General features: G+C 37.7%; 26 protein-coding genes. 1 reads left to right on the top strand and 25 read right to left on the bottom strand.

Translation table 11 applies throughout. The annotated features are described in order from the left end of the window. Positions 1-39: 39 nt before the first annotated feature. The 25 genes from spoIVB to G6R02_RS07640 all read right to left on the bottom strand — a co-directional run bounded on the left by spoIVB (position 40) and on the right by G6R02_RS07640 (position 20,563). On the bottom strand, positions 40-1,299 hold the full coding sequence (spoIVB, locus tag G6R02_RS07760; RefSeq protein ID WP_246202530.1) for a SpoIVB peptidase: 1,260 nt from the start codon (positions 1,297-1,299) through the stop codon (positions 40-42). A 202-nt stretch (positions 1,300-1,501) separates the two neighbouring features. Beyond that, positions 1,502-3,223, bottom strand: a complete 1,722-nt coding sequence (recN, locus tag G6R02_RS07755) for a DNA repair protein RecN (RefSeq protein ID WP_164668660.1) — start codon at positions 3,221-3,223, stop codon at positions 1,502-1,504. Between the two features lie 20 nt (positions 3,224-3,243). Beyond that, a complete protein-coding gene (ahrC, locus tag G6R02_RS07750) occupies positions 3,244-3,693 on the bottom strand; it encodes a transcriptional regulator AhrC/ArgR (RefSeq protein WP_164668659.1) in 450 nt (149 codons plus the stop codon). Between the two features lie 23 nt (positions 3,694-3,716). Next, positions 3,717-4,535, bottom strand: a complete 819-nt coding sequence (locus G6R02_RS07745; protein WP_164668658.1) for a TlyA family RNA methyltransferase — start codon at positions 4,533-4,535, stop codon at positions 3,717-3,719. A gap of 70 nt (positions 4,536-4,605) precedes the next feature. Next, complete coding sequence (locus G6R02_RS07740; RefSeq protein WP_164668657.1) at positions 4,606-5,184, bottom strand: hypothetical protein; 579 nt, start codon at positions 5,182-5,184, stop codon at positions 4,606-4,608. Between the two features lie 734 nt (positions 5,185-5,918). Next, positions 5,919-6,803, bottom strand: coding sequence for a polyprenyl synthetase family protein (locus G6R02_RS07735; RefSeq protein ID WP_164668656.1), 885 nt, complete (start codon positions 6,801-6,803; stop codon positions 5,919-5,921). 2 nt (positions 6,804-6,805) lie between these two features. Further along, positions 6,806-7,039, bottom strand: coding sequence for an exodeoxyribonuclease VII small subunit (locus G6R02_RS07730; RefSeq protein ID WP_164668655.1), 234 nt, complete (start codon positions 7,037-7,039; stop codon positions 6,806-6,808). Next, positions 7,023-8,381, bottom strand: a complete 1,359-nt coding sequence (gene xseA, locus G6R02_RS07725) for an exodeoxyribonuclease VII large subunit (RefSeq protein ID WP_164668654.1) — start codon at positions 8,379-8,381, stop codon at positions 7,023-7,025. The genes G6R02_RS07730 and xseA overlap by 17 nt, the downstream gene beginning before the upstream one ends. Then, positions 8,371-9,231 carry a bifunctional methylenetetrahydrofolate dehydrogenase/methenyltetrahydrofolate cyclohydrolase FolD gene (gene folD, locus G6R02_RS07720; RefSeq protein ID WP_164668653.1) on the bottom strand — a complete coding sequence of 287 codons (861 nt, stop codon included), beginning with the start codon at positions 9,229-9,231 and terminating at the stop codon, positions 8,371-8,373. The genes xseA and folD overlap by 11 nt, the downstream gene beginning before the upstream one ends. 15 nt (positions 9,232-9,246) lie before the next feature. Then, positions 9,247-9,627, bottom strand: a complete 381-nt coding sequence (nusB, locus tag G6R02_RS07715; RefSeq protein WP_164668652.1) for a transcription antitermination factor NusB — start codon at positions 9,625-9,627, stop codon at positions 9,247-9,249. A 118-nt stretch (positions 9,628-9,745) separates the two neighbouring features. Beyond that, positions 9,746-10,147: an Asp23/Gls24 family envelope stress response protein gene (locus G6R02_RS07710; protein ID WP_164668651.1), complete on the bottom strand. Its 402-nt coding sequence runs from the start codon at positions 10,145-10,147 to the stop codon at positions 9,746-9,748. Between the two features lie 4 nt (positions 10,148-10,151). Next, on the bottom strand, positions 10,152-11,519 hold the full coding sequence (gene accC / locus G6R02_RS07705) for an acetyl-CoA carboxylase biotin carboxylase subunit (protein ID WP_164668650.1): 1,368 nt from the start codon (positions 11,517-11,519) through the stop codon (positions 10,152-10,154). Between the two features lie 13 nt (positions 11,520-11,532). Next, the gene (gene accB, locus G6R02_RS07700) at positions 11,533-12,036 is read right to left on the bottom strand and encodes an acetyl-CoA carboxylase biotin carboxyl carrier protein (RefSeq protein WP_164668649.1); all 504 of its coding nucleotides are present in this window, start codon (positions 12,034-12,036) and stop codon (positions 11,533-11,535) included. 564 nt (positions 12,037-12,600) lie between these two features. Further along, complete coding sequence (locus G6R02_RS07695) at positions 12,601-13,164, bottom strand: SpoIIIAH-like family protein (RefSeq protein WP_164668648.1); 564 nt, start codon at positions 13,162-13,164, stop codon at positions 12,601-12,603. 11 nt (positions 13,165-13,175) lie between these two features. Next, positions 13,176-13,823 (bottom strand): stage III sporulation protein AG, encoded by a 648-nt coding sequence (gene spoIIIAG, locus G6R02_RS07690; RefSeq protein WP_246202529.1) that lies wholly within the window; start codon positions 13,821-13,823, stop codon positions 13,176-13,178. Continuing rightward, complete coding sequence (gene spoIIIAF, locus G6R02_RS07685; protein WP_164668647.1) at positions 13,820-14,440, bottom strand: stage III sporulation protein AF; 621 nt, start codon at positions 14,438-14,440, stop codon at positions 13,820-13,822. Before spoIIIAF ends, spoIIIAG begins: the two co-directional genes overlap by 4 nt. A 10-nt stretch (positions 14,441-14,450) precedes the next feature. Next, positions 14,451-15,629: a stage III sporulation protein AE gene (gene spoIIIAE / locus G6R02_RS07680; protein WP_164668646.1), complete on the bottom strand. Its 1,179-nt coding sequence runs from the start codon at positions 15,627-15,629 to the stop codon at positions 14,451-14,453. Between the two features lie 35 nt (positions 15,630-15,664). Beyond that, complete coding sequence (spoIIIAD, locus tag G6R02_RS07675; protein WP_164668645.1) at positions 15,665-16,057, bottom strand: stage III sporulation protein AD; 393 nt, start codon at positions 16,055-16,057, stop codon at positions 15,665-15,667. A 6-nt stretch (positions 16,058-16,063) separates the two neighbouring features. Next, on the bottom strand, positions 16,064-16,270 hold the full coding sequence (gene spoIIIAC / locus G6R02_RS07670) for a stage III sporulation protein AC (protein WP_164668644.1): 207 nt from the start codon (positions 16,268-16,270) through the stop codon (positions 16,064-16,066). An 18-nt stretch (positions 16,271-16,288) separates the two neighbouring features. After that, complete coding sequence (gene spoIIIAB / locus G6R02_RS07665; RefSeq protein WP_164670340.1) at positions 16,289-16,801, bottom strand: stage III sporulation protein SpoIIIAB; 513 nt, start codon at positions 16,799-16,801, stop codon at positions 16,289-16,291. Then, entirely contained in the window at positions 16,746-17,723 is a 978-nt protein-coding gene (gene spoIIIAA, locus G6R02_RS07660) for a stage III sporulation protein AA (RefSeq protein WP_164668643.1), read from the bottom strand. Before spoIIIAA ends, spoIIIAB begins: the two co-directional genes overlap by 56 nt. A gap of 151 nt (positions 17,724-17,874) precedes the next feature. After that, on the bottom strand, positions 17,875-18,432 hold the full coding sequence (gene efp / locus G6R02_RS07655) for an elongation factor P (protein WP_164668642.1): 558 nt from the start codon (positions 18,430-18,432) through the stop codon (positions 17,875-17,877). Between the two features lie 18 nt (positions 18,433-18,450). Beyond that, complete coding sequence (locus G6R02_RS07650; protein ID WP_164668641.1) at positions 18,451-19,512, bottom strand: M24 family metallopeptidase; 1,062 nt, start codon at positions 19,510-19,512, stop codon at positions 18,451-18,453. 14 nt (positions 19,513-19,526) lie between these two features. Continuing rightward, the gene (gene aroQ / locus G6R02_RS07645) at positions 19,527-19,958 is read right to left on the bottom strand and encodes a type II 3-dehydroquinate dehydratase (protein WP_164668640.1); all 432 of its coding nucleotides are present in this window, start codon (positions 19,956-19,958) and stop codon (positions 19,527-19,529) included. Positions 19,959-20,047: 89 nt separating this feature from the next. Beyond that, positions 20,048-20,563, bottom strand: a complete 516-nt coding sequence (locus G6R02_RS07640) for a YqhR family membrane protein (RefSeq protein WP_164668639.1) — start codon at positions 20,561-20,563, stop codon at positions 20,048-20,050. 281 nt (positions 20,564-20,844) lie between these two features. On the opposite strand from G6R02_RS07640, the gene G6R02_RS07635 reads away from it, so the two are divergent. Then, positions 20,845-21,222 carry an SA1362 family protein gene (locus G6R02_RS07635; protein ID WP_164668638.1) on the top strand — a complete coding sequence of 126 codons (378 nt, stop codon included), beginning with the start codon at positions 20,845-20,847 and terminating at the stop codon, positions 21,220-21,222. Positions 21,223-21,227 lie beyond the last annotated feature (5 nt).

The raw sequence follows: 21,227 nt of genomic DNA, 5'->3' as shown, positions 1-21,227 counted from the left end.
CTTGTTACAGGTACTTTTATCCTGTAACAAGTCACTTTATCAACTTGCTTTCTTTTGCTCTTCTTTTTTAGTTCCTAGTCCAGCCTCCTGCAACATCCATTCGATATGAACGCCATAACCGGATGTTGGATCATTTACAAACACATGTGTTACGGCACCAATTATTTTGCCATCCTGAATTATCGGACTGCCGCTCATACCCTGAACAATTCCGCCTGTTTTCTTCAATAATTCGGGGTCTGTTATTTGAATAATCATTCCCTTTTTGGCTGGAAATTTTTGCGGTACACTGCTTACAACTTTAACTTCAAACTCTTTAACCTCATTTCCATCAATCACGGTTAAAATTTTGGCAGGACCCTCTTTGACTTCATGTGAAAGTGCAATTGGCATTGGTTTGTCATACTGTCCATTTGACAGCGATTTATTAAGTTTACCGAAAATACCAAATGGACTATTTTTTGTAATGCTCCCAATTTTTTTGTCATCAACAGAAAACTTTGCCTGTTTTTCACCAGGGGTACCATTATTTCCTTTTTCAATTGAAGTTACATTTGATTTCACAATTGTTCCATTATGAATTTCTATTGGCTTTTGGGTATCCATATCAGAAATGACATGACCAAGAGCCCCATATTTTTTTGATTCAGGTTCATAAAAAGTCATTGTTCCAATTCCCGCTGCAGAATCTCTGATATACAATCCAATACGGTATTCATCTTCCTCGTCATCTTTTACAGGTTCTAACGTTGTATCAAAGGTTTTATCTCCACGTTTAATCTTGATATCCAATTTTTTATCGTTTTTTCCCGCTTTTTTAACAGATGATTTTATATCTTCCATTCCTTTTATTTTGTTTCCATTAATTTTTAAAATCACATCTCCCACTTGAATATTCGCATCTTCACCAGGTGATACTTTTCCATTTTCACCTTTGACCTGATGATGGCCAACGACAAGTACTCCAAGTGTGTGCAACTGCACACCTATTGATTGTCCTCCAGGGATTACTTTCATATCCTCAAGTTTCTCATCATTTATTTTTTTTGCCGGTAGTCCCGCAGCTTCACGAAAAAGCTGACTATTTACGGGTTTTTCTGCATAAAATACGGAGGAATCATTATTCTCGTGTTCATTTTTTCCAGAAACTGGTTTGTTGGCTGATAAGTTATACTCAATGGCTGTGACTTGATTAGGAATACCAAAGTGTTTTTGTACGGGGACTGTAAAGGCAATAGCCAGAATGCTTATTAGAAATAATAAACCTGTCCAAATACTTATTTCTTTAATGCGCTTCACCCAATTCACTCTCCTCGTTCCTAACCCATACCATTTATTTATTTGTGTATTTCTATTTTACCGAACTGTATCTGTTTTAAACTGGTGAAAAATAAGAAAAGATGTGTAACATTTCCTATAAATTTTATGGATAAAAGGTATTAAGATCAAAAAAGCCAGATACTATAGCATCTGGCTTTTTCATCCAATTTATCCCCTTTTTTTAATTTTTAAATGCTGTGGCTAATTCAAGTAATTCTTTTGCATGATCTTTGGCAGTTTCTGTTAATTTCGTGCCGGTGATCATCCTGCTTAATTCATCAACCTTACTCATTTCGGACAGCTCAATAATTTTAGTGGATGTTCGATTGTTTTTTTCAAGCTTTTCGATTAACTTATGTGTATCAGACATCGCAGCAACCTGTGGTAAATGAGTAATACATAGTACCTGTGAACGTTTTGAAATCTGATATATTTTTTCAGCGATTGCCTGTGCAACACGACCGCTGACACCTGTATCCACTTCATCAAATATAACACTCGTCATTCCCTGATGTTTAGCGAATATGTTCTTTAAAGCAAGCATGATTCGTGATAATTCACCACCGGATGCAACTTTGCTCAATTCTTTTAATGGCTCTCCCTGATTCGTTGATATGCGAAAATGTACATAATCAAAACCATTTTTATGTAATTTAACATTGTTCCTAATCAATCCATACTCATTTTCCGGTTCCTTTTTACTTTCAAATGCAACAGAAAATTTTGCCTTATCCAGGTACAGACCATTAAGTTCCTGATGAATGTCTTTAGTCAACGATTCGGCTGCTTTTTTACGGAGATCGTGCATTTGTTTAGCCTCTAAATAAGCATCCTGGGCAAGTTCATTAATTTGCTCGGATAATTTACTTAAATGTGAATCCTTATTGGTTATCTGTTCAATTTCTTCTTCAATCTCACCAATATATTCCAAAATGTCATTTACGGATGGACCATATTTCTTCTTTAACCGATTTATTTCACTTAGCCTGGATTCAATTTCGTTTAGCCGTTCGGGATCATATTGGAGGGAATCTGTATAATTACGTAATTCATACATTAACTCTTCTATCAGATAATAATGATTGGACATTTCCTCGGCTTTTTCTGCAATAAACGTATCATATTCCTGGTTATCCTGAAGAGCCTGATTAGCCTGATTTAACCAATCAATACCTTTTTGCTCTCCATACAAAGCATTATAGGCATCCTGTAATCCCTTGTATATCCGTTCAAAATTAGCCAGCTGACTGCGTTCCTCTTCCAATTCTTCATCTTCATTCGGAAGTAAGTTTGCAGCTTCCAGTTCATTAATTTGAAACTTCAGAAGATCCAGACGATGTGACATTTCCTGTTCATTCTCGCTTAGTTCTTTATATCTCTTTTTGTACGTTGAAAGCTTTTCATACAACCTACGGTATTCCTGTTTGGATTTATTAATTCGCTTTTCATCATATAAGTCCAGTAAATGAATATGATTTTCCGAATCCATAAGGGATTGCGTTTCATGTTGACTGTGTATATCAATCAGATTCTTTCCAAACTCTCTTAATATGGCCAGAGTAACCAGTTTTCCATTTACTCTGCATATGCTTTTCCCGCTTTCTGTTATGGTTCTGTTTAGAACAATCATGCCATCCTGGATATCGATGCCGAAATTTTTTCCTGTCTCATAAACCTCATGTGTGTCGGAATCAAGCGAAAACAATCCTTCAATTTCTGCTTTTTTTGTCCCATGTCTAACATATTCAACGGATCCGCGACCTCCGGCAAGCAGTTGAATTGCATCAATAATGATTGACTTTCCGGCACCTGTTTCTCCGGTCAGAACAGTGAGTCCTTCATTAAATGTAATAGATATTTCATCAATGATTGCAAAATTTTGAATTGATAATTCGGTCAGCATGTTTGTCACCCCATCATTCATTAAAGCATACTTAAAAAGCGGTTCCTTATGGAATCTGCGTCTTGTTCTGTTCTGCATATGATCAGACAGGTATCATCACCACAAATTGTTCCCATAATCTCTTCCCATTCCAAATTGTCAATTAAAACACCGATAGCATGAGCATTGCCAGGCAAGGTTTTTAGTACAATGAAATGATTGGCATGTTCTATTTTGACAAAGGCATCCATAATTAAGCGCTTTAATTTTTCCATCGGATTAAATCGCTGGTCTGCAGGCAAACTATATTTATACCTGCCATTAACAGAGGGAACTTTTACAAGATGAAGGTCTTTTATATCACGTGAAACGGTGGCTTGGGTCACGTTAAACCCTAGTGACTCAAGCTGCTCAACCAGTTCATCCTGCGTTTCTATTTCATTTTCAGTAATTAATTCGCGTATTTTAATATGACGTTGGATTTTACTCATTAAAAGCCTCCACTAATCACGTTTCAATTCTTTCTGTGTTCTTGATGAGCATTTTCGACTACTGACTGTAATTCGATATCAGTAAAGCTTTTTCCTTCTTTTGCGGTTTTCCAACCCAAATGCACCAAAAATTCAATATTGCCATCACCGCCGGTTATCGGTGAATAAGTTAAATCAAGTAATTGATATCCTTCCTGTTTTGCAAAGCTTAGAATTTCTCGCAGAACGTCCATGTGAACAGATTTATCACGTACAATCCCTTTTCTTCCCACCTGATCCCGCCCGGCTTCAAATTGCGGTTTAATTAGCGCAACAATATCGCTTCCCTGGTGCAGAAGTTGCCTTAAGACCGGAAGTATTAATTTTAAAGAAATAAATGATACATCTATCGTGGCAAAATCAGGCACACCATGGTTAATCATATCGGGAGTTACATAACGAAAATTGGTTCTTTCCATAACAACAACCCGTTCATCATTTCTTAATTTCCAGTCCAGTTGATTATATCCAACATCAATTGCATAACAAAGTTGTAAACCGTTTTGCAGTGCACAATCCGTAAAGCCGCCTGTAGATGAACCGACATCAATCATTATTCTATTTTCAAGTGAAATCGAAAAATGATCTAATGCCTTTTCCAGCTTCAAGCCTCCCCGGCCAACGTATGGAATTAGATTTCCTTTTATTGTTATTGGGATATTTTCATCAACCTTTCCCCCAGGCTTTTCTAATCGATTTTGTTCCGAAAAAACAAGCCCTGCCATTATAACACGTTTTGCTTTTTCTCTTGTTTCAATCAGATTCCTGTCCACTAATAATACATCTAACCGTTTTTTAGCCATATATAAATTCCTCTGCTTTTAGTATCATTCATACTAAATTGTAAACCATATGAATACAACATTAAATAGTCTAATTATTTCTGGGCAGTAACCTGACTTTAAAATTGCCTTCAATAAAAGCAATAACCTTACCGGCAAAAAATATTATCTTTGTTGAAGCGTTAATTGCAAGAAATTTACCCAACGCTTTTCCACCTACTGTTAATGCAGCAACCAGTGCAGTTAATAAAACAGATAAGGCAAGATATACAGCCGAGCCATCACCCTGTCCTAATTCGCGTGATATTTGCAGCACAACTATACCAGACGCCGTACCACTTACTATTCCGGATATGTCCCCGATTACATCGTTACAAAAACTGGCAAATTTATCCGCATTTCGAATAATAATTACAGACTCTTTTGCACCTTTTACTTTTTCAGCTGCCATGGCGTGGAATGGAGCCTCCTGTGCCGCCGTGGAGGCGATTCCTAGCATGTCAAACACAACACCGATAAGTAAGATTATAAACACAATAACTAATCCAGCTATCCAAACAACTTCACTCAATACAGAGGAAGATACGATTGAAAAAATAGCCGCCAGCACAAAAGTGATAACGGCTATAACTAAACTGAATTTTAAAGATTTTCTTATTTGTGATTTCATTTTCAACCTCTAACTTAATATGTAGTTAGGAATGGTCACTTAAAAGGTTAAAATTGCGGCTTAGGTCCAGTAGGTTTTCCCAGATGGCTACCCAATGTTACCATTAAGGCGGTTCCCCTTTAAAACCATCTCAGCCCGGTTTCCCAAAGCTGGACTGGATTACCACTTAGTCCACACCATAATCCCTTTTAAATGTCATTGGAACAGTCTAGGAGATTTCCTCAACAGTCTTTAACCGATCCCTAGCCTCTTTTGCAGTGTTGATTTCATAGAGATAAAAATAACCGAGTCAGTGGCCACCTGACTAGTTATTACGGCTCTAATCCCCTCACTACCACTCAAGGCAGGCTACGCTGTCAATAAGGAGTCCCTTACCCCATTGTACAGGTTCATACCCCATTCCATAATGATTCCTAGGCTTAGTCATCACTACAGATATGGGCCTCCGCGGTAATCGGGTCAACGCCCACATGCCTTTGTGGATCGCCCGAAAACCTTAACTCCCAGCACTGACCCAAGGCTGGGCGCCTCAAGCCAACACAAGGAACTTCATCGATGTGCCCTTTGGCGGATTTTTAGGCCCGCCTTCAGAAACGGAGGACTGACTAGAATACTGCACCATTCCTATTATGTTTTAATTATACCATAAAAATTAATTGAAATCTAATAGTGTAAACTCGAATTTTTTAGGGAATCACTGTATCTAAGTGGTAATTCTTTTTCGTTTAATCATCCTAGTAATCACGATTGCTGAAATAATCAGTTAGATACATTAGGTAAGAATTATCAGCTCCTGCGTTTTCCAGAGCTTTCTTTGCCCTGTTTACGTAGAATTGTTTTTTCTCAATCGCTCCATCAAGCCCAAGCAGTTTTGGATACGTGTTCTTTTGATTTGATTGATCACTTCCAACAGGCTTGCCGAGTTTTTCAGGATCGCCTGAAACATCCAATATATCGTCCTGGACCTGGAATATTAACCCCAGATAGTACGCAAATTCATCCATATGTTTAATCTGTTTATCTGTTGCACCACCAGCATAAGCACCTGATTTAATTGCAAACCTGAGTAATTCACCGGTTTTAAGTTTGTGAATGGTTTCTAATTCTTCAAGGGTAATTTCTTTTTCCTCTGCTTCCATGTCCAGTATTTGACCGGCCACCATTCCTTTGGGTCCGCTTGCCTCTGACAGCAATTTTGTAATATAAATCTTCTCGCTGTCAGTTAATTCTGGATCATTCATTACAAGTTCAAAACTATAGGTTAATAGGGCGTCGCCTGCCAATATTGCGGTTGCCTCTTTAAACATTATATGATTTGTTGGCTTCCCCCGTCTTAGATCATCATTATCCATCGCCGGCAAATCGTCATGTATCAATGAATAGGTATGGATGAGTTCAAGAGCAACTGCACTTGACAATACCTTCTTAATATCGTTGCCATATGCTTTAAAACTTGCCAGCAGCAGAATTGGTCTTAGCCTTTTCCCCCCTGCTTCCAGTGAGTACAACATGGATTTTTTTAACTGATCTGGAATGGTTAATCGCAACATATGCCTTTTCATTTCTTCCTCGATGATCCTTTTGTTCTCATTGATAAATTCATCCAAATTATGATGCAAAATTATTCTTCCTCCTGTACCTCAAATTCTCCAAGCTCACCTTGTTCATTCATAATTTGAGTCATTTTCTCCTGCACATTTGTCAATTTGTCACTGCAAAATTTAGACAGCTTCATCCCATCCTGATAGTAGGCAATTGCTTTTTCTAAAGGAACATCGCCTTCTTCAAGCTTACTCACAATTTTTTCAAGCTCTACCATTGCTTCCTCAAAAGACATATTATTTTCGTTCTCCATTATTTTCCTCCTTTACTTCCATTACGTGACATTCAAGTGTCCCATCAGATACCCGTACTACGATTTGGTCATTTTCATTCACATTATTTGTTGATTTAATGATGTCCCCTGACTCATTATACGGAATGGCATATCCGCGTTTCATCGTTTCCAGTGGATTGAGCAGCGCCAATTTTTCAATAACATTTCTTAAACGGATTGTTTTTTGCTCAACAATTTTATTCATAAAATGATTATTCTGCTTCGTTAACTGTTTCAGCTCTTTTGCTGAATAGTTAAGCTGCTGATTAGGGTGTTGTGCAGCAATCCGGGCGTTTAAACTTTTAATTGCATCATGCTTGCCTTTCAACAAATTATTTGTCGTTTTATCAAGACGTTCCACCTGTTTATCCAATTCCTGCTCTTTTTGTGTCAGCAGCTGTTCCGGATAACGAAATGCGTAAGATTGTTTCATCCGTTGAAGTGACTGTTTAGAACCGGTTATACTTTCCTTCATTTGTCTTATTAATGAGCGTGTTAAACCTGAAAGCTTGTCAGACAGTTCCAATTGGGATGGAACCGCAATTTCTGCTGCTCCGGTCGGGGTTGGCGCCCGCAAATCAGCTACATAATCACTTATAGTTACATCGGTTTCATGTCCGACAGCTGATATAACAGGGATGGATGAATAAAAAATTGCATTTGCTACTATTTCTTCGTTAAAACTCCAAAGCTCCTCAATGGAACCTCCACCGCGACCAACGATCAGTACATCAAAATCGCCATGGTTATTAGCTAAATTTATTGCTTTCTGAATCGATACCGGTGCATTTATCCCTTGTACAAGTACAGGTATTACCGTAGTCTTTACAATCGGATACCTTCTTTTAATTGTGGTAATAATATCACGTACTGCAGCACCGGTTGGTGATGTGATGATACCTACACTCTTCGGAAACCTCGGGATTTCCTTCTTATGACTTTGGTCAAAATATCCTTGTTTATGTAACTTTTCTTTTAGCTGTTCAAAGGCTAAATAGAGAGAGCCTATCCCATCCGGTTCCATTTGCTGAACATATAGCTGGTATTGTCCATAAGGCTCAAAAACGTTAATCTCACCTTTAATTAATACATTCATGCCATTTTCGGGTGAGAATTTTAAGCGACGGTTGTTTCCAGCAAACATGACCGCTTGTATTCGTGAATGGTCATCTTTGATCGTCAGATACATATGGCCCCGGCTATGATGTTTAAAATTCGATATTTCACCTTTAAGCCAAATGTTTTTTAAATGTGGATCACTGTTTAATTTCCGCTTGATATATTTCGTTAAGGCGGTAACTGTTAAATAATTATCCTTCACTTTCAGCCAGTCCTTTAGCAGCTTTAATTGTATTTTTTAAAAGCATTGTTATCGTCATCGGTCCTACTCCTCTTGGGACTGGTGTCAGGTAACCGGCTTTTTCTTTTACAGCGTCAAAATCCACATCTCCTGTCAAAGAGCCATTTTCCAGACGATTAATACCAACATCGATAACAGCAGCACCTTCTTTGACATGCTTATTATCGATTACATTTGGTCTTCCAACAGCAACTATCAGAATATCCGCATCCTTTGTATAATCTATTAAACTAGAGGTTTTGGAATGACAATATGTTACGGTTGCATTTTCATTCAGCAATAATTGCCCCACCGGTTTACCGACTATATTGCTTCGCCCGATAATAACGGCATGTTTACCTTCTATTGGAATATCATATGATTTCAGCATAGTTAATATCCCATAAGGAGTACATGACAGGAATGTATCATGTCCCGTCATCATTCTGCCAATATTAACAGGATGGAAACCGTCAACATCTTTAGCGGGTTTAATTGCTTCAATTACATGTTGTTCATTTATATGGTCGGGAAGTGGCAATTGTACCAGTATACCATGTACTGATTCATCATCATTAAGTTCATGAATTTTTTGAAGAAGTTCTTTTTCAGAAGTGGATGCAGACATTTCAATTACATCAGAAGAAATGCCTGTTTCTCCGGAGGCTTTTTTCTTACCATTAACATATGACTTTGAAGCAGGATTATCTCCAAGCAGTATGACTGTTAAATGTGGAACAATGCCTTGATTTTTCAATTCTGTGACTTCTTTACTCATTTCTTCTCTTAGTGTTTGTGCCAGCTCTTTTCCATTAATTATTTCAGCAGTCAATGGTTACATCCCCTTTTAGGCTATGATTTTGGACAAAACGCCATTTACAAATTTTCCGGCTTTTTCATCGCCATACGTATTGGCTAACTCAACCGCTTCATTTATTGAAACGCTGGTCGGTATATCCTGAACATATCGTATTTCATAAATAGCAATACGTAAAATTGTTTTCTCAACGGAAGCTATACGGCTAAAAGACCAATTTTCCAAATGGTCAGTAATTGTATTGTCAATTGCTTCTTTATGTTCCGCTACACCTTGAACAAGGCTCAATAAAAATGTATCTATTTCCATTGTTTCAAGGTGATCCTCAATAGCTTTTTCGGGATCATTATCATTAATATCCAATTGAAACAGTATTTGAAATGCTTTTTCTCGTGCTGAATGACGTTTCATTCTTCATAGCTCCTTTTATTCCATATCTCCTTCAAATAATAACATGATTATGTATCCAAAGCTAGAATCCAGAAATAAATGAAGGTCAAAAGAAATTTCTTCTTTTGACCTAGAATATTTATTCGTTTTCTTCTTCCATTCCGTCCATTTGGATACCTACTACATGCACATTAATTTCAGCAATTTCAAGTGCAGTCATATTTTTAATTGTTTGCCTTATGTTGTCCTGAAGTTGTTGTGCCACCTTTGGAATAGAAACACCAAAATTTAACACAACAAATAAATCAATCAATATTCCGTTATCGGTCAATTCCACTTTTACACCTTTACTGTGTGATTTTTTACCAAACCGTTCAACCACACCAGTTGCAAAATTACCGCGCATGGAAGAAAGTCCCTCTACCTCAGAGGCAGCTATTCCGGCCATTACTTCAATAACCTCTGGTGCAATTTCAACTTTTCCCAAACTTTCATCATCACTGACATCCAACAATGGTTGTTCCGTTATTTTTTCACTCATATTCTCACTCCTTTACATCCACATTTTCAGTAATCGGATTTTCTTCAAGGAATTTCGTATTAAAATCACCTTTTACAAAAACATCATGATCCATTATTAATCGATGGAAAGGTATGGTTGTATATACCCCTTCAACAACATATTCATCCAATGACCGTTTCATTCTGTCAATAGCCGCTTCCCGCGTTGGACCATACGCAATCAGTTTTGCGATCATTGAATCATAAAATGGAGGAATGCTGTAACCGGGGTATACTGCGGAATCAACTCGAACACCTAATCCGCCTGGTGGTAAATACATGTTTATGCTGCCAGGGGAAGGCATAAAATCTTTAAAAGGATTTTCAGCATTAATTCGGCATTCAATTGCCCAGCCGTCCAATTCCACATCCTCTTGCCTGAATGAAAGCTTTTCGTTATTTGCTACTTTAATTTGCTCTTTTATTAAGTCAACCCCCGTTACCATTTCCGTTACAGGGTGTTCTACCTGTATTCTTGTATTCATCTCCATAAAATAAAACGATTGGCTTGAACGGTCAAAAATATACTCTATTGTGCCCGCACCTACGTAGTCCACTGCTTTCGCAGCTTTAACCGATGCTTCACCCATTTTAGCGCGAATTTCAGGGGTTAATGCCGGAGAAGGGGATTCTTCAATTAACTTTTGCAGTCTTCGCTGAATCGAGCAATCCCTCTCCCCCAAGTGTACTACATTTCCATGTTGATCGGCTAACACCTGAATTTCAACATGTCTGAAGTCTTCGATATACTTTTCTATGTATACACCAGGATTTCCAAATGACGTTTCAGCTTCTTTCTGCGTAACCCGAATACCTTTGATTAACTCCTCTTCTGATCTGGCAACACGTATTCCTTTTCCGCCACCGCCGGCAGTTGCTTTAATAATCACGGGATAGCCAATTTCCTCAGCTATTTTAATTGCTTCTTCCTCATTTTGAATTACACCTTCTGAACCGGGAACAATCGGTACATTAGCCGCTTTCATCGTTTCCCTTGCAACATCTTTTATTCCCATCTTTTGAATGGACTCTGCAGAAGGTCCAACAAATGTAATATTACATGCTTTGCAGATTTCTGCAAAATCAGCATTCTCTGCCAGAAACCCGTATCCGGGATGAATGGCATCGACTTTAGTTAATGTTGCAACACTCATTATGTTAGTGAAATTCAAGTAACTATCTTTGCTCAGGGTAGGTCCAATACAGTATGCCTCATCAGCAAGCTGGACATGTAATGCATCTTTATCCGCTTCAGAATAAACTGCCACTGTTTCGATATCCATTTCCTTACATGCCCGTATTATTCGGACCGCTATTTCACCCCTGTTGGCAATTAACAGTTTATTAATCACACGCCACATCCCCTTATTTAGTCTTTACTCTAAATAGTGGTTGACCGTATTCTACCAATTCGCCATCTTCCACTAATATTTCTACGATTTCACCTGAAACTTCAGCTTCAATTTCATTAAATAGTTTCATCGCTTCAACAATACAAACAACAGAATCTTTTTCTACCTTGGAACCATTTTTAACAAATGGATCACTTTCCGGATTAGGAGCAATATATAGCGTTCCTACCATTGGAGAAACAATTTCATGATCATAATCTGTATTGCTTTCTGCAGCTGGCTCCTCACTTTGTGCTGTTTCTTCCTTCTTGACTTCCTGGACTTCAGGTTCTTTAACCTTCACAGGCTCAACTGGAGATTCTTTAGGAACTTCCTGGTTCTCAACCGATTTAACTACTGGCTGTTCACCCGATTTTTTCATGGTGACAGTTGTCCCGTTTGATTCATAAGTGAATTCGTCAATTGTTGATTGGTCTACCAATTTTATTAATTCCCGTATTTCCTGTACTTTTAACATGTCTGGCACTCCTTTGTTATAACAAATTAATAACAGGTACTAATAACTCCTCATAATATTTTACGCTATATATAAGTAAAACATCAACCCATTCTATATTGAATTATTTAAATGGCTAGGATTTTCTTATACTGTAAAACGGTTTCATGTTGATAATTATATCAATGATAACTGTTTAATGCGAATAATACTATGGCTGTTTTCTAAAAGAGGGTTGCTATTTGCTTCATTTTAGAGTACGAAACTCTTTTTTAGTATTTTTCGTAGACTGCGAACTAACTATAATTAGGTATCTTTTAGTTATGCTCTCCGACCACCGCAGCTGGAATAAAGCGAAGTGTATTTCCGCAGCGGTGTTATTGCACTCGACTTTTTTTCAGTAGTTCGCAGTTTTCGTCTAAAGGGAAATAATGAGCAACATACCTTTATAAAGGTATGTTGCTTATTGAAAAAATGCTTCCGATAAAGAGAAATAGCAGAGTGAAACCCCGCAAGTGTTTTAGGTAAACTATCTTTATCCAAAACAAAACCGGACGAATTAATTCGACCGGTTTATATGATATATTAGCTTTCAGTTGGCTCAGATCCTACGCTTACATCTATATCACCAAACTCGTCGCGCACCATTTGCATGATGTTAACCGTCTCCGTTTTGGATAACTGATCCACTTTCACACTAACATGGACTTTATCTTCATTATGACGAACCAGTACATCACTGTAGTCCGCTGAAGCCATAATTGACTTTTCCAATATGCTCTCTTTTGTAGAGATCTCTTCCAGCTGTTGTATCTTATTTCTTGCTTCATTTTTTTCTTCAATACTTGCACTGCTTGAGGCAACTACATCATCAAGTCTGTCTTTAGCAGCACTTCGCTTATCCTGAACTTCCATTCGAAGCATTGTGAACAACTGGTCCTGTCCTAAATTTGTAGCATCTTTTACATCTGCATCCGTATCACTTGCAGTATCGGAGTCTTTTGATTCATCTGAAGCCGATTCTTCTGAGTCACCCCCTGCAGGTAAATAAGCAAGATCTCCACTGTCCGGTGACGTAATATAATAGACACTCAACACAATCATTAAACTTAACATTGTTAAAAGCCATACGGTTTGTTTTTTCAACATATAACATCCTCCTAATTTTTTGGCATTACTGAAACTCTATGTGTTGGAACATCGAGCACACGGGACGTCGCTTCAATAACCCGCTGTTCTACTGTTGCATGATCTACTCCCTTAGCTACCACGAATACCCCCCTTACTTCCGGTTTTTTCGTTTGAATTAGTAATGGGACTTCTTTATCTCCCTGATTCACTAATACTACCTGTGTTTCTTTTGTACTGTCTTCTATCTCCCGTGTCCCACCATTCTTATCGGATTCCTCAGTAGTTTGCTGGCCTGTAATCAGATTTTTTTCATAGACTTTTACTTTGGTAGATTCAAGATTTACCATTACCTCCACTTCAGATACTCCATTAATTTTATTGAGCATTTCCCGAAGGTCCTCTTCATAACTTTTTTCAATTTCAGATACATCTGAGGTGCTCGAGGATTTGTCCTTGGAAAACGTTTCTTCAGCTGGCTTTTGTTTAGTGGTGTTTGTTACATCTGAAAGCTGCCTGTCACTCCCATCCGACTCTGATGATGACGAGAATACATTTCCTAAAATGATTAACAAGAGTCCAATCAGACCAATGACGATGATATAACTTGTTTTTTTGGATGGTTTACCGTCTGTTTCTGATTTTTTCGATTGGAATAAATTTTTTATTTGTTTTTTCAAAGTGAACCTCCTTCCCATTTAACAGTTAATTTTTTATTGTTTATCTCCCAAATATCCTGTAATAATTGCTTAATCCCTTCTTTATCAATTTCACTTTCATCCTGGAAAGGTTTGTCCGTATTTACTACAACATCCTCGACAGTATCAATTGATCCCACCCCCGTCTCCGATTCCTGCAAAAATACTATGATTTCTTTCAGATTCTTGAATGATGGTTCAGATTCAGAAGAAAACAGAAATTTAATGTCAGATATTTCTGCCTGGAAGTTTTCCTTTAACGGTGTCTTTGCCAAATCTTTTAATTGGACAACCGTTTGTTCTAAAATATATGCATTCTGAGAGTCTTGTATTTCACTTTTTTGCTTTTTAATTAAATTTCCTACTTGCTCACTCTCCGAATTTTGATTATTTATCTGTGAAAAAGACGTTTCCAGCGCCTGTTGAACATCCGTATCAAACAGAGTAAAGACTGGTTTTAAAAAAATTAAAATTAAAATTAAACCCACTACCAGCTTGACGTATTTTTTCATGGCAGTTGCAGGGATCAATAAATCTACAACTGATGCCAGCAACAAAAAGATTATAATTTGCGTAACCCACTGGATAACAAATTCCATGTTCAACCCCCTAACGCAGGAGAATGGTAATATTACTTGCGGCGACTAGTATGACAATTGCCAGGAAAAACATTAAAGAAACTGCCAGTAAACAGGCTAAAATATACACAATATATTTACTGATCGTATTTAGGGTGGTAATTACCGGCCCGTCACCAATTGGCTGCAGGACAGCAGCTGCCAGCTTATAAATTATCGCAATGACAAATATTTTAATGGCCGGAAAAGCTGCCACAAATACAACGATCAAAACCCCTACAATTCCGACTGCATTCTTTAACAAAAGGGAAGCACTTAAAATTGTATCCGCTGCATCGGTAAACGTTCTTCCTACGACAGGAATAAAGTTTCCAGTAATAAATTTAGTTGTTTTCATCGCTACTCCGTCCTGAATTGCACTGGTAGCTCCTTGTACGGACATCACTCCCAGAAAAACTGTTAAAAAAACGCCAAGTGTCCCCATTCCTACCGATTTAAATAAATTTGCCAGGTGTGTAACTTTATAATTTTCATTTAAAGTGCTGACAATCAGCAGAAGAGCCGACAGGAACAGTAACGGTAAAATAAACTTGGAAACCAGTACACCACTTGCGTGTATTAGAAAAAACACAATTGGATGAAAAAATGAAACCGTGATTACATTGCCAAGCGTAGCCATAATCCCCAACATTAACGGCAGCAGGGCAATCATGAAACCGCTCATCGTATCAATAGCGTCTTTCGCATAGGATACTGCCAAATAAAAGCTGTTCAGCGCCAAAAATATTAATACAATATATACAACATAATAAGCCACTTTACTGACGGTACTTTGTTCAAAAGCTGTATGCATTGTCTGAAGTATAGTTGAAAACAATGTAAGCAATAATAGAAGTCCGAGCAGTTTTCCGTTTAAAATCAGTTCATGCAATAAAAATTCTGCCAAACCCTGTAATGTACCTTTTATCGAAAAAGATCCTTTATCTTTGATAAATTCATAGACAGTTGTCTTTTCAATACCCGGAAGGTACCCCTCATAGGAATCAACCAGGTTCCGCCAATACTTCTGCACACCATCCAGAGATACCTCATTAAGCATACTATCCTGTATATCCTTTGGTTTAGGTTCAGCAGAGACAGTAGCTTGTCCCAAAAAGAGTAATGCTATGGTGACGAGAACTGCGATAATCAGCATTGATTTTTGTACCATTCAGCAGAAATACTCCTTTCAGATTGACACCTTTTCTAAGCTGATGGTATAAAGCTTAAGATAGCTTCTATGACAGCAGTTATAATCGGAATAGCCAAAAGGATAATAAATATTTTTCCAGCTAATTCAATCTTGGAAGCTACTGAACTTAAACCTGCATCCCTGGTCAGATTTGCACCAAGTTCAACAATATATGCTATTCCAATTATTTTTAGAATGGTCTCCATATACATACCATCAATGTTTGCTTTATTACCCAATGACTCTATTAGTTGAAAGATAATGCCAATTTGTTTGATGATTGCCAGAAAAATTAAAATACCTGTAATAACAATCAGAAAAAATGCAAAAGAAGGATTTATGTCTTTCAATACGATATATAAAATGCTTGCGATAATTCCCAGAACAACAATTTGTATGATATCCATCTATCACTACCCCTGGAAAAGGAATACAGATTTTATCTGCTGAAAGAGATCTGAAAGTTGATTAACAACAATCACCATGACAATTACAAACCCGACAACTGTGGCGAAATGAGCCATATCTTCTTTGCCCATCTGTTTCAAGATGGTATGAATCAAAGCCACAATGATTCCAATTCCCGCAATCTGAAATAAAATGGATGCGTCAATAGCCATAGCTGTACTCCTTTCCGTCTAAATGAGCAATAATACAACAAACAATCCACATAATAGCCCCAAACTTTTTGCCATTTTGCCATATCTGTATTGATTATCCCTGGCTTCTTCCAACTCACGGTCCAAATGGTTAATTGTAAGGTGGATATGTTTTTGCTGTTGGTCAAAATCATGCTGACCAAGCGTTCTGCCAAATTGTTTAAGAATTTCTCCTTCATTGCCGGTCAGCGATGAAGTTTTCAGTAGTTGGTTAACTTCGTGATCCCATATCGTGAATAAATCAGTACTATTTTTGTGCAGAAAATCACTTAATGATTGAAAAAATGATTTACTCGGTTGCGGAATTTGCTTTGCAATTGTTTGAAAAGCATCTGGAAGCGGTAATTGGCTATATAATATTTCTGCCTCTAATATTTGCAAGGCATTTTTTAACTGCCTGATTTGTTTTGGTCTTGCATTTAAACTTCGACTAATTTCAAACCCTGCCAATGTTGTTGTACCTATGAGAAGAAGTGCTCCAATCCATTTCAGCATTTATACTCCCCGATTTCTGTAAAAGATTTTTCCCGTTTTGATCATATACACGATGGATATAACCTGGCGTCATTCCCCTTGCCAGCAGAATAGTCCGCTGAAAAACGTTTGATTGAAATAATGGCTGTAATGATGGACGCTTTTTTAATTCATCCAGCGATTTACCATGAATACTGCAAATAACAGTAACACCAGCATTTATAGCCTCCATCAATGCCTGTACATCATTTGTGCTTCCTATTTCATCTACGATAAGTATTTCCGGTGACATGGACCTGATCATCATCATCATTCCTTCTGCTTTTGGACAGGCATCCATTATATCCGTTCTGAGACCAATATCATGCTGTGGAATCCCTTTTTTCGAACCGGCAATTTCAGACCGTTCATCAATAATGCCTACCTTATGAGGAAGGATATTGTCCCAGCCGTTCGAAATTAACCGGGAAACATCACGGATCAGGGTTGTCTTACCTGTTTGCGGGGGACCGACAAACAGTGTATTCATATAATTATTTTTATAAAGATAAGGAATAAGCTGTTTGGCTGCTCCTATCTTCTGCTTAGCGATTCGTATATTAAAAAAAGCTATATACTGGATTGCTTTAACTGATCCATTCAGTGTATTTACTTTACCTGCCAGCCCTATACGGTGACCGCCTTCAATCGTGACATAACCTTCACGTAATTCATCTTCCATCCGGTAAAGCGAAAATTCGCTTAATTGATTTAACACAAAAATACTATCTTTCCTGCCGGGCCTAACTGTTTCAATCCATTCTGTATGTTCATCAAAAATAAGTTCAATAGGACGGTTTAAACGAATACGTATTTCCTGTAAGGACTTCCAACGATTTCTCATCTTGCTGTTTACTGCTTGTCTCATCATTTCAGGAAACAGGCGTAATATTTCTTCCATAACTTGTCCTCGCTTTTTTTATCTTTCTAGTAAATGTATGTTTTTAAGGGCAAATTATGACTAGCTGAGGCGATATAAAAAGGAACGGCCCAATATTGGACCGTTCCTTTTTGTGTTATCCGCGTTCTTGCAGATATAATCGGTATTTAATTTATGCTCTTGAAACGTATTTGCCATCAGATGTATTGATAACCAATACATCACCCTGATTAATAAATAATGGTACCTGAACTGTATGACCAGTTTCCAATGTAGCTGACTTAGTTCCGCCACTGGCAGTGTCACCCTTAATCCCCGGTTCCGTTTCTGTTACGGCTAACTCAACATTATTCGGCAATTCCAGCCCAATAATTTCGCCTTCGTAAGTTAGGATGGATACCTCCATACTCTCTTTCATAAAGTTTAATTTATCTTTAAGTTGATCAGTTTGCATTTCCAGCTGATCGTAAGTTTGCGTATCCATAAACGCATGGCTGTCACCTGAAGCATACAGATATTGCATCTTTCTGTTTTCAATGTGTGCTTTATTTACTTTTTCCCCGCCACGAAAAGTTTTTTCCTGGATATTACCATTTCTCAAATTGCGTAATTTTGACCGCACAAATGCAGCACCTTTGCCCGGTTTCACATGCTGAAATTCCATAACCTGCCATATTTCATTATCAACTTCAATTGTTAAGCCAGTTTTAAAATCATTTACAGAAATCATTCAAAATCCTCCTCTTGCCTATAGTTGGATCAATTCTTTTGAAGCCTTTGTCAGTCGTTCATTTCCCGTTTCCGTTATAACGATATCATCTTCAATTCTGCAACCGCCGACATTCGGAACATAAATACCAGGTTCAACGGTGACTACCATACCCGGTTCCAGTTTTTTATCCGATCTAAACGACAATCCTGGTCCCTCATGAACTTCCATTCCGAGACCGTGCCCTGTTGAGTGGCCAAAATAATCTCCATATCCCTTTTCTTTTATATAATCTCTGGTAAGTGCATCCGCTTCGATACCGGACATTCCTGGCTTCACTCCATCGACACCTCGTAATTGTGCTTCAAGAACAGTGTTGTAAATGGTCTTTAATTCATCATTTATATCCCCAACCGCTACAGTTCTTGTGGTATCTGAGCAGTAACCATTAAACAGTGCACCATAGTCCATGGTTACAAGCTCCCCGGATTCTATTTTTTTATCGGAAGCAACTCCATGTGGCAGTGCTGCACGGTAGCCTGAAGCGACAATAATGTCAAAGCTGGATGATGTTGCTCCTTGTTTACGCATAAAAAACTCAAGTTCATTTGAAACATCTATTTCTTTAACCCCCGGCTTAATGAAGCCTTTAATATGTTCAAACGCATCATCAGCAATTTTGGCTGCTTGTATTAAAATAGTCAGTTCTTCTTCAGATTTAATTAAACGAAGTTCTTCAACAACTCCACTGACCGGTACCAAGTCAACATCAAATGCATTTTTGTATGTTTCATACGCAGAAAATGTCACATGATCTTTTTCAAAACCAAGACGTTTTACATTTAACTGCTTTAACTGATCAGCAATTTCCTGATGTATTGCTTGCTTATGTTCAACAACCGTAAAGCCAGTTGCTTGTTCGTTCGCTTGTTCTATGTAACGAAAATCTGTAATAAACCGCGCATCGTTGCGGGTAACGATTACAGCACCAGCAGTACCAGTGAAACCGGTAATGTACCTTCTGTTTATTGAACTGGTGATTAAAATTGCGTCCAGTTCATTTTCCCCTAAGCTTTTACGTAGTTTCTTCAATTTCTCCATCAGATCAATCCTTTCTATTTATTATCCAAGAATGCAAGCGCCGCCAGCCGATAGCCCTTCATTCCCAGGCCGACTATTTGTCCATGACAAACTGGAGCAAGCATCGACTCGCGGCGAAAGGTCTCACGGTTATGTACATTTGAAATATGAACCTCAATAACCGGGGTCTCTATTGCTGCGATGGCATCACGTAATGCAATACTGGTATGGGTGTATGCAGCAGGATTGAAGATAATCCCGGCATATTTACCACTGGCCTGGTGCAGTCGATCTATCAATTCCCCTTCATGATTGGATTGAAAACAATCAAGCTTAAACCCATACTCCTGTACCAAGTCTGATACATCCTGTTCAAGATCGTTCAGAGTGAACTCCCCATAAATTTCTTTTTCCCGTTTCCCCAGCATATTAATATTGGGACCATTTACTAATAAAAGCCGATTCATCTGCCTCTTTCATTCCTTTATATTTTATATAATTACGGACTGTTATAGTTTACCATAAACAAAAACGTTTGAATAATGGTGACTATCAATCAACCCTGATCCTCCTTTTTTTCTTCTGATTTTCGTATGGTGTCATTATAATCATAAGAAATGGAATATCCAATAAAAGTCCCGTATAAAATATATAAACATAACGTGGATACAATTGTATATCTGTCCAGTTCCATCAGATAGGGGATGTTCGGAAAAATCGGCTGCAGGATATAAAATATGATAACCCACAAAATAACACCAAAGCCTGTTCCCATCCAGAGTGAGTTTACTTTTTTAAATAACATATAATAAATAAACGCTGTCAGTAATGAAAGAACTCCTACCATTAAAATGGAAACAATATTACCCAGCCAGCTATCTATCCAGTCTGCTGTCAGCCAGGAACGCAATAGATAACTTTTTGGAGCTACCTCAGAAAAATTAAAGAAATACAGTACTACTCCAAAAGAACCCCAAATAATCCCCCCAATAAAACCTGTTATTAAAGATCTGGAAACCACAGATATTGGCTGTTCCTGTTTATCCTGTTCCAGTCGCGTATCTTTTTCCATTCGAAACACCTCCATTTTTAGTGTTACCAAATGATTTAAAACCAATCATTTCATTTAAATTAGTTTATTTTTGTAGTTATATTGCATAATTTCTAGTAAAATTAACTTTAAATAATTGATTATAATAAATGTGATAATAGTGAATAATTTGGAATGGAACGGAAAGAATTGAAGTTAAGGCAAGAAAAGCTTTTAATTTTTTCTGGAACAATGATATAAAATCTGAAAATAGTGGTATACAAAGTAGTAAGGACAAGTTAATAGGAAAGGAGGACATTCAGATGCTTCGCAATAAGTTTTCCGTTGTAGTATATACAATTATTGGTCTGGCAGTAATAGGAGTTATTGCACAGCTGTTTACAAACACAGCCTCATTTTTGGGTAACATAATGATGATGCTTGGTTTTGGTGTAGCAGTGTTTGCGGTAATTTACTTTATTTTTCTCAGAAAACGAGCCCCTTCAAATGATTCAAAGAAATATAAGCAAGCTGTAAAACAATCGAAAGCCAAATATAAAAATCATACCAGCATCCCATCCAACAGTTCCGCCAAACGTACTCAACCGCTACAGATGAAGAAGAAATTAAATAAGCGGGCTTCTCATTTGCGGGTAATCGATGGAAATAAATCCAAAAGAAAAAACCGAGCTTCTCTCTAAGTAGC

This window comes from Virgibacillus doumboii (assembly GCF_902806455.1).
Taxonomy (GTDB): Bacteria; Bacillota; Bacilli; order Bacillales; family Amphibacillaceae; genus Lentibacillus; species Lentibacillus doumboii.
Note: the sequence above shows the minus strand (reverse complement) of the source record. Positions and strands in the feature narration are given on the sequence as shown.

What these genes read in the sequence shown, in the direction of transcription:
- recN (WP_164668660.1), bottom strand. Translation starts at nt 3,223, where the DNA reads ATGCTGACCGAATTATCAATTCAAAATTTTGCAATCATTGATGAAATA.
- G6R02_RS07740 (WP_164668657.1), bottom strand. Translation starts at nt 5,184, where the DNA reads ATGAAATCACAAATAAGAAAATCTTTAAAATTCAGTTTAGTTATAGCC.
- G6R02_RS07745 (WP_164668658.1), bottom strand. Translation starts at nt 4,535, where the DNA reads ATGGCTAAAAAACGGTTAGATGTATTATTAGTGGACAGGAATCTGATT.
- ahrC (WP_164668659.1), bottom strand. Translation starts at nt 3,693, where the DNA reads ATGAGTAAAATCCAACGTCATATTAAAATACGCGAATTAATTACTGAA.
- spoIIIAF (WP_164668647.1), bottom strand. Translation starts at nt 14,440, where the DNA reads ATGGAATTTGTTATCCAGTGGGTTACGCAAATTATAATCTTTTTGTTG.
- G6R02_RS07640 (WP_164668639.1), bottom strand. Translation starts at nt 20,563, where the DNA reads ATGGAAAAAGATACGCGACTGGAACAGGATAAACAGGAACAGCCAATA.
- aroQ (WP_164668640.1), bottom strand. Translation starts at nt 19,958, where the DNA reads ATGAATCGGCTTTTATTAGTAAATGGTCCCAATATTAATATGCTGGGG.
- spoIIIAA (WP_164668643.1), bottom strand. Translation starts at nt 17,723, where the DNA reads ATGGAAGAAATATTACGCCTGTTTCCTGAAATGATGAGACAAGCAGTA.
- G6R02_RS07730 (WP_164668655.1), bottom strand. Translation starts at nt 7,039, where the DNA reads ATGGAGAACGAAAATAATATGTCTTTTGAGGAAGCAATGGTAGAGCTT.
- efp (WP_164668642.1), bottom strand. Translation starts at nt 18,432, where the DNA reads ATGATTTCTGTAAATGATTTTAAAACTGGCTTAACAATTGAAGTTGAT.
- spoIIIAD (WP_164668645.1), bottom strand. Translation starts at nt 16,057, where the DNA reads ATGGATATCATACAAATTGTTGTTCTGGGAATTATCGCAAGCATTTTA.
- nusB (WP_164668652.1), bottom strand. Translation starts at nt 9,627, where the DNA reads ATGAAACGTCATTCAGCACGAGAAAAAGCATTTCAAATACTGTTTCAA.
- G6R02_RS07710 (WP_164668651.1), bottom strand. Translation starts at nt 10,147, where the DNA reads ATGAGTGAAAAAATAACGGAACAACCATTGTTGGATGTCAGTGATGAT.
- spoIIIAC (WP_164668644.1), bottom strand. Translation starts at nt 16,270, where the DNA reads ATGGCTATTGACGCATCCATTTTATTTCAGATTGCGGGAATTGGAATC.
- G6R02_RS07695 (WP_164668648.1), bottom strand. Translation starts at nt 13,164, where the DNA reads ATGTTGAAAAAACAAACCGTATGGCTTTTAACAATGTTAAGTTTAATG.
- spoIIIAE (WP_164668646.1), bottom strand. Translation starts at nt 15,629, where the DNA reads ATGGTACAAAAATCAATGCTGATTATCGCAGTTCTCGTCACCATAGCA.
- G6R02_RS07650 (WP_164668641.1), bottom strand. Translation starts at nt 19,512, where the DNA reads ATGGAGAAATTGAAGAAACTACGTAAAAGCTTAGGGGAAAATGAACTG.
- accB (WP_164668649.1), bottom strand. Translation starts at nt 12,036, where the DNA reads ATGTTAAAAGTACAGGAAATACGGGAATTAATAAAATTGGTAGACCAA.
- G6R02_RS07635 (WP_164668638.1), top strand. Translation starts at nt 20,845, where the DNA reads ATGCTTCGCAATAAGTTTTCCGTTGTAGTATATACAATTATTGGTCTG.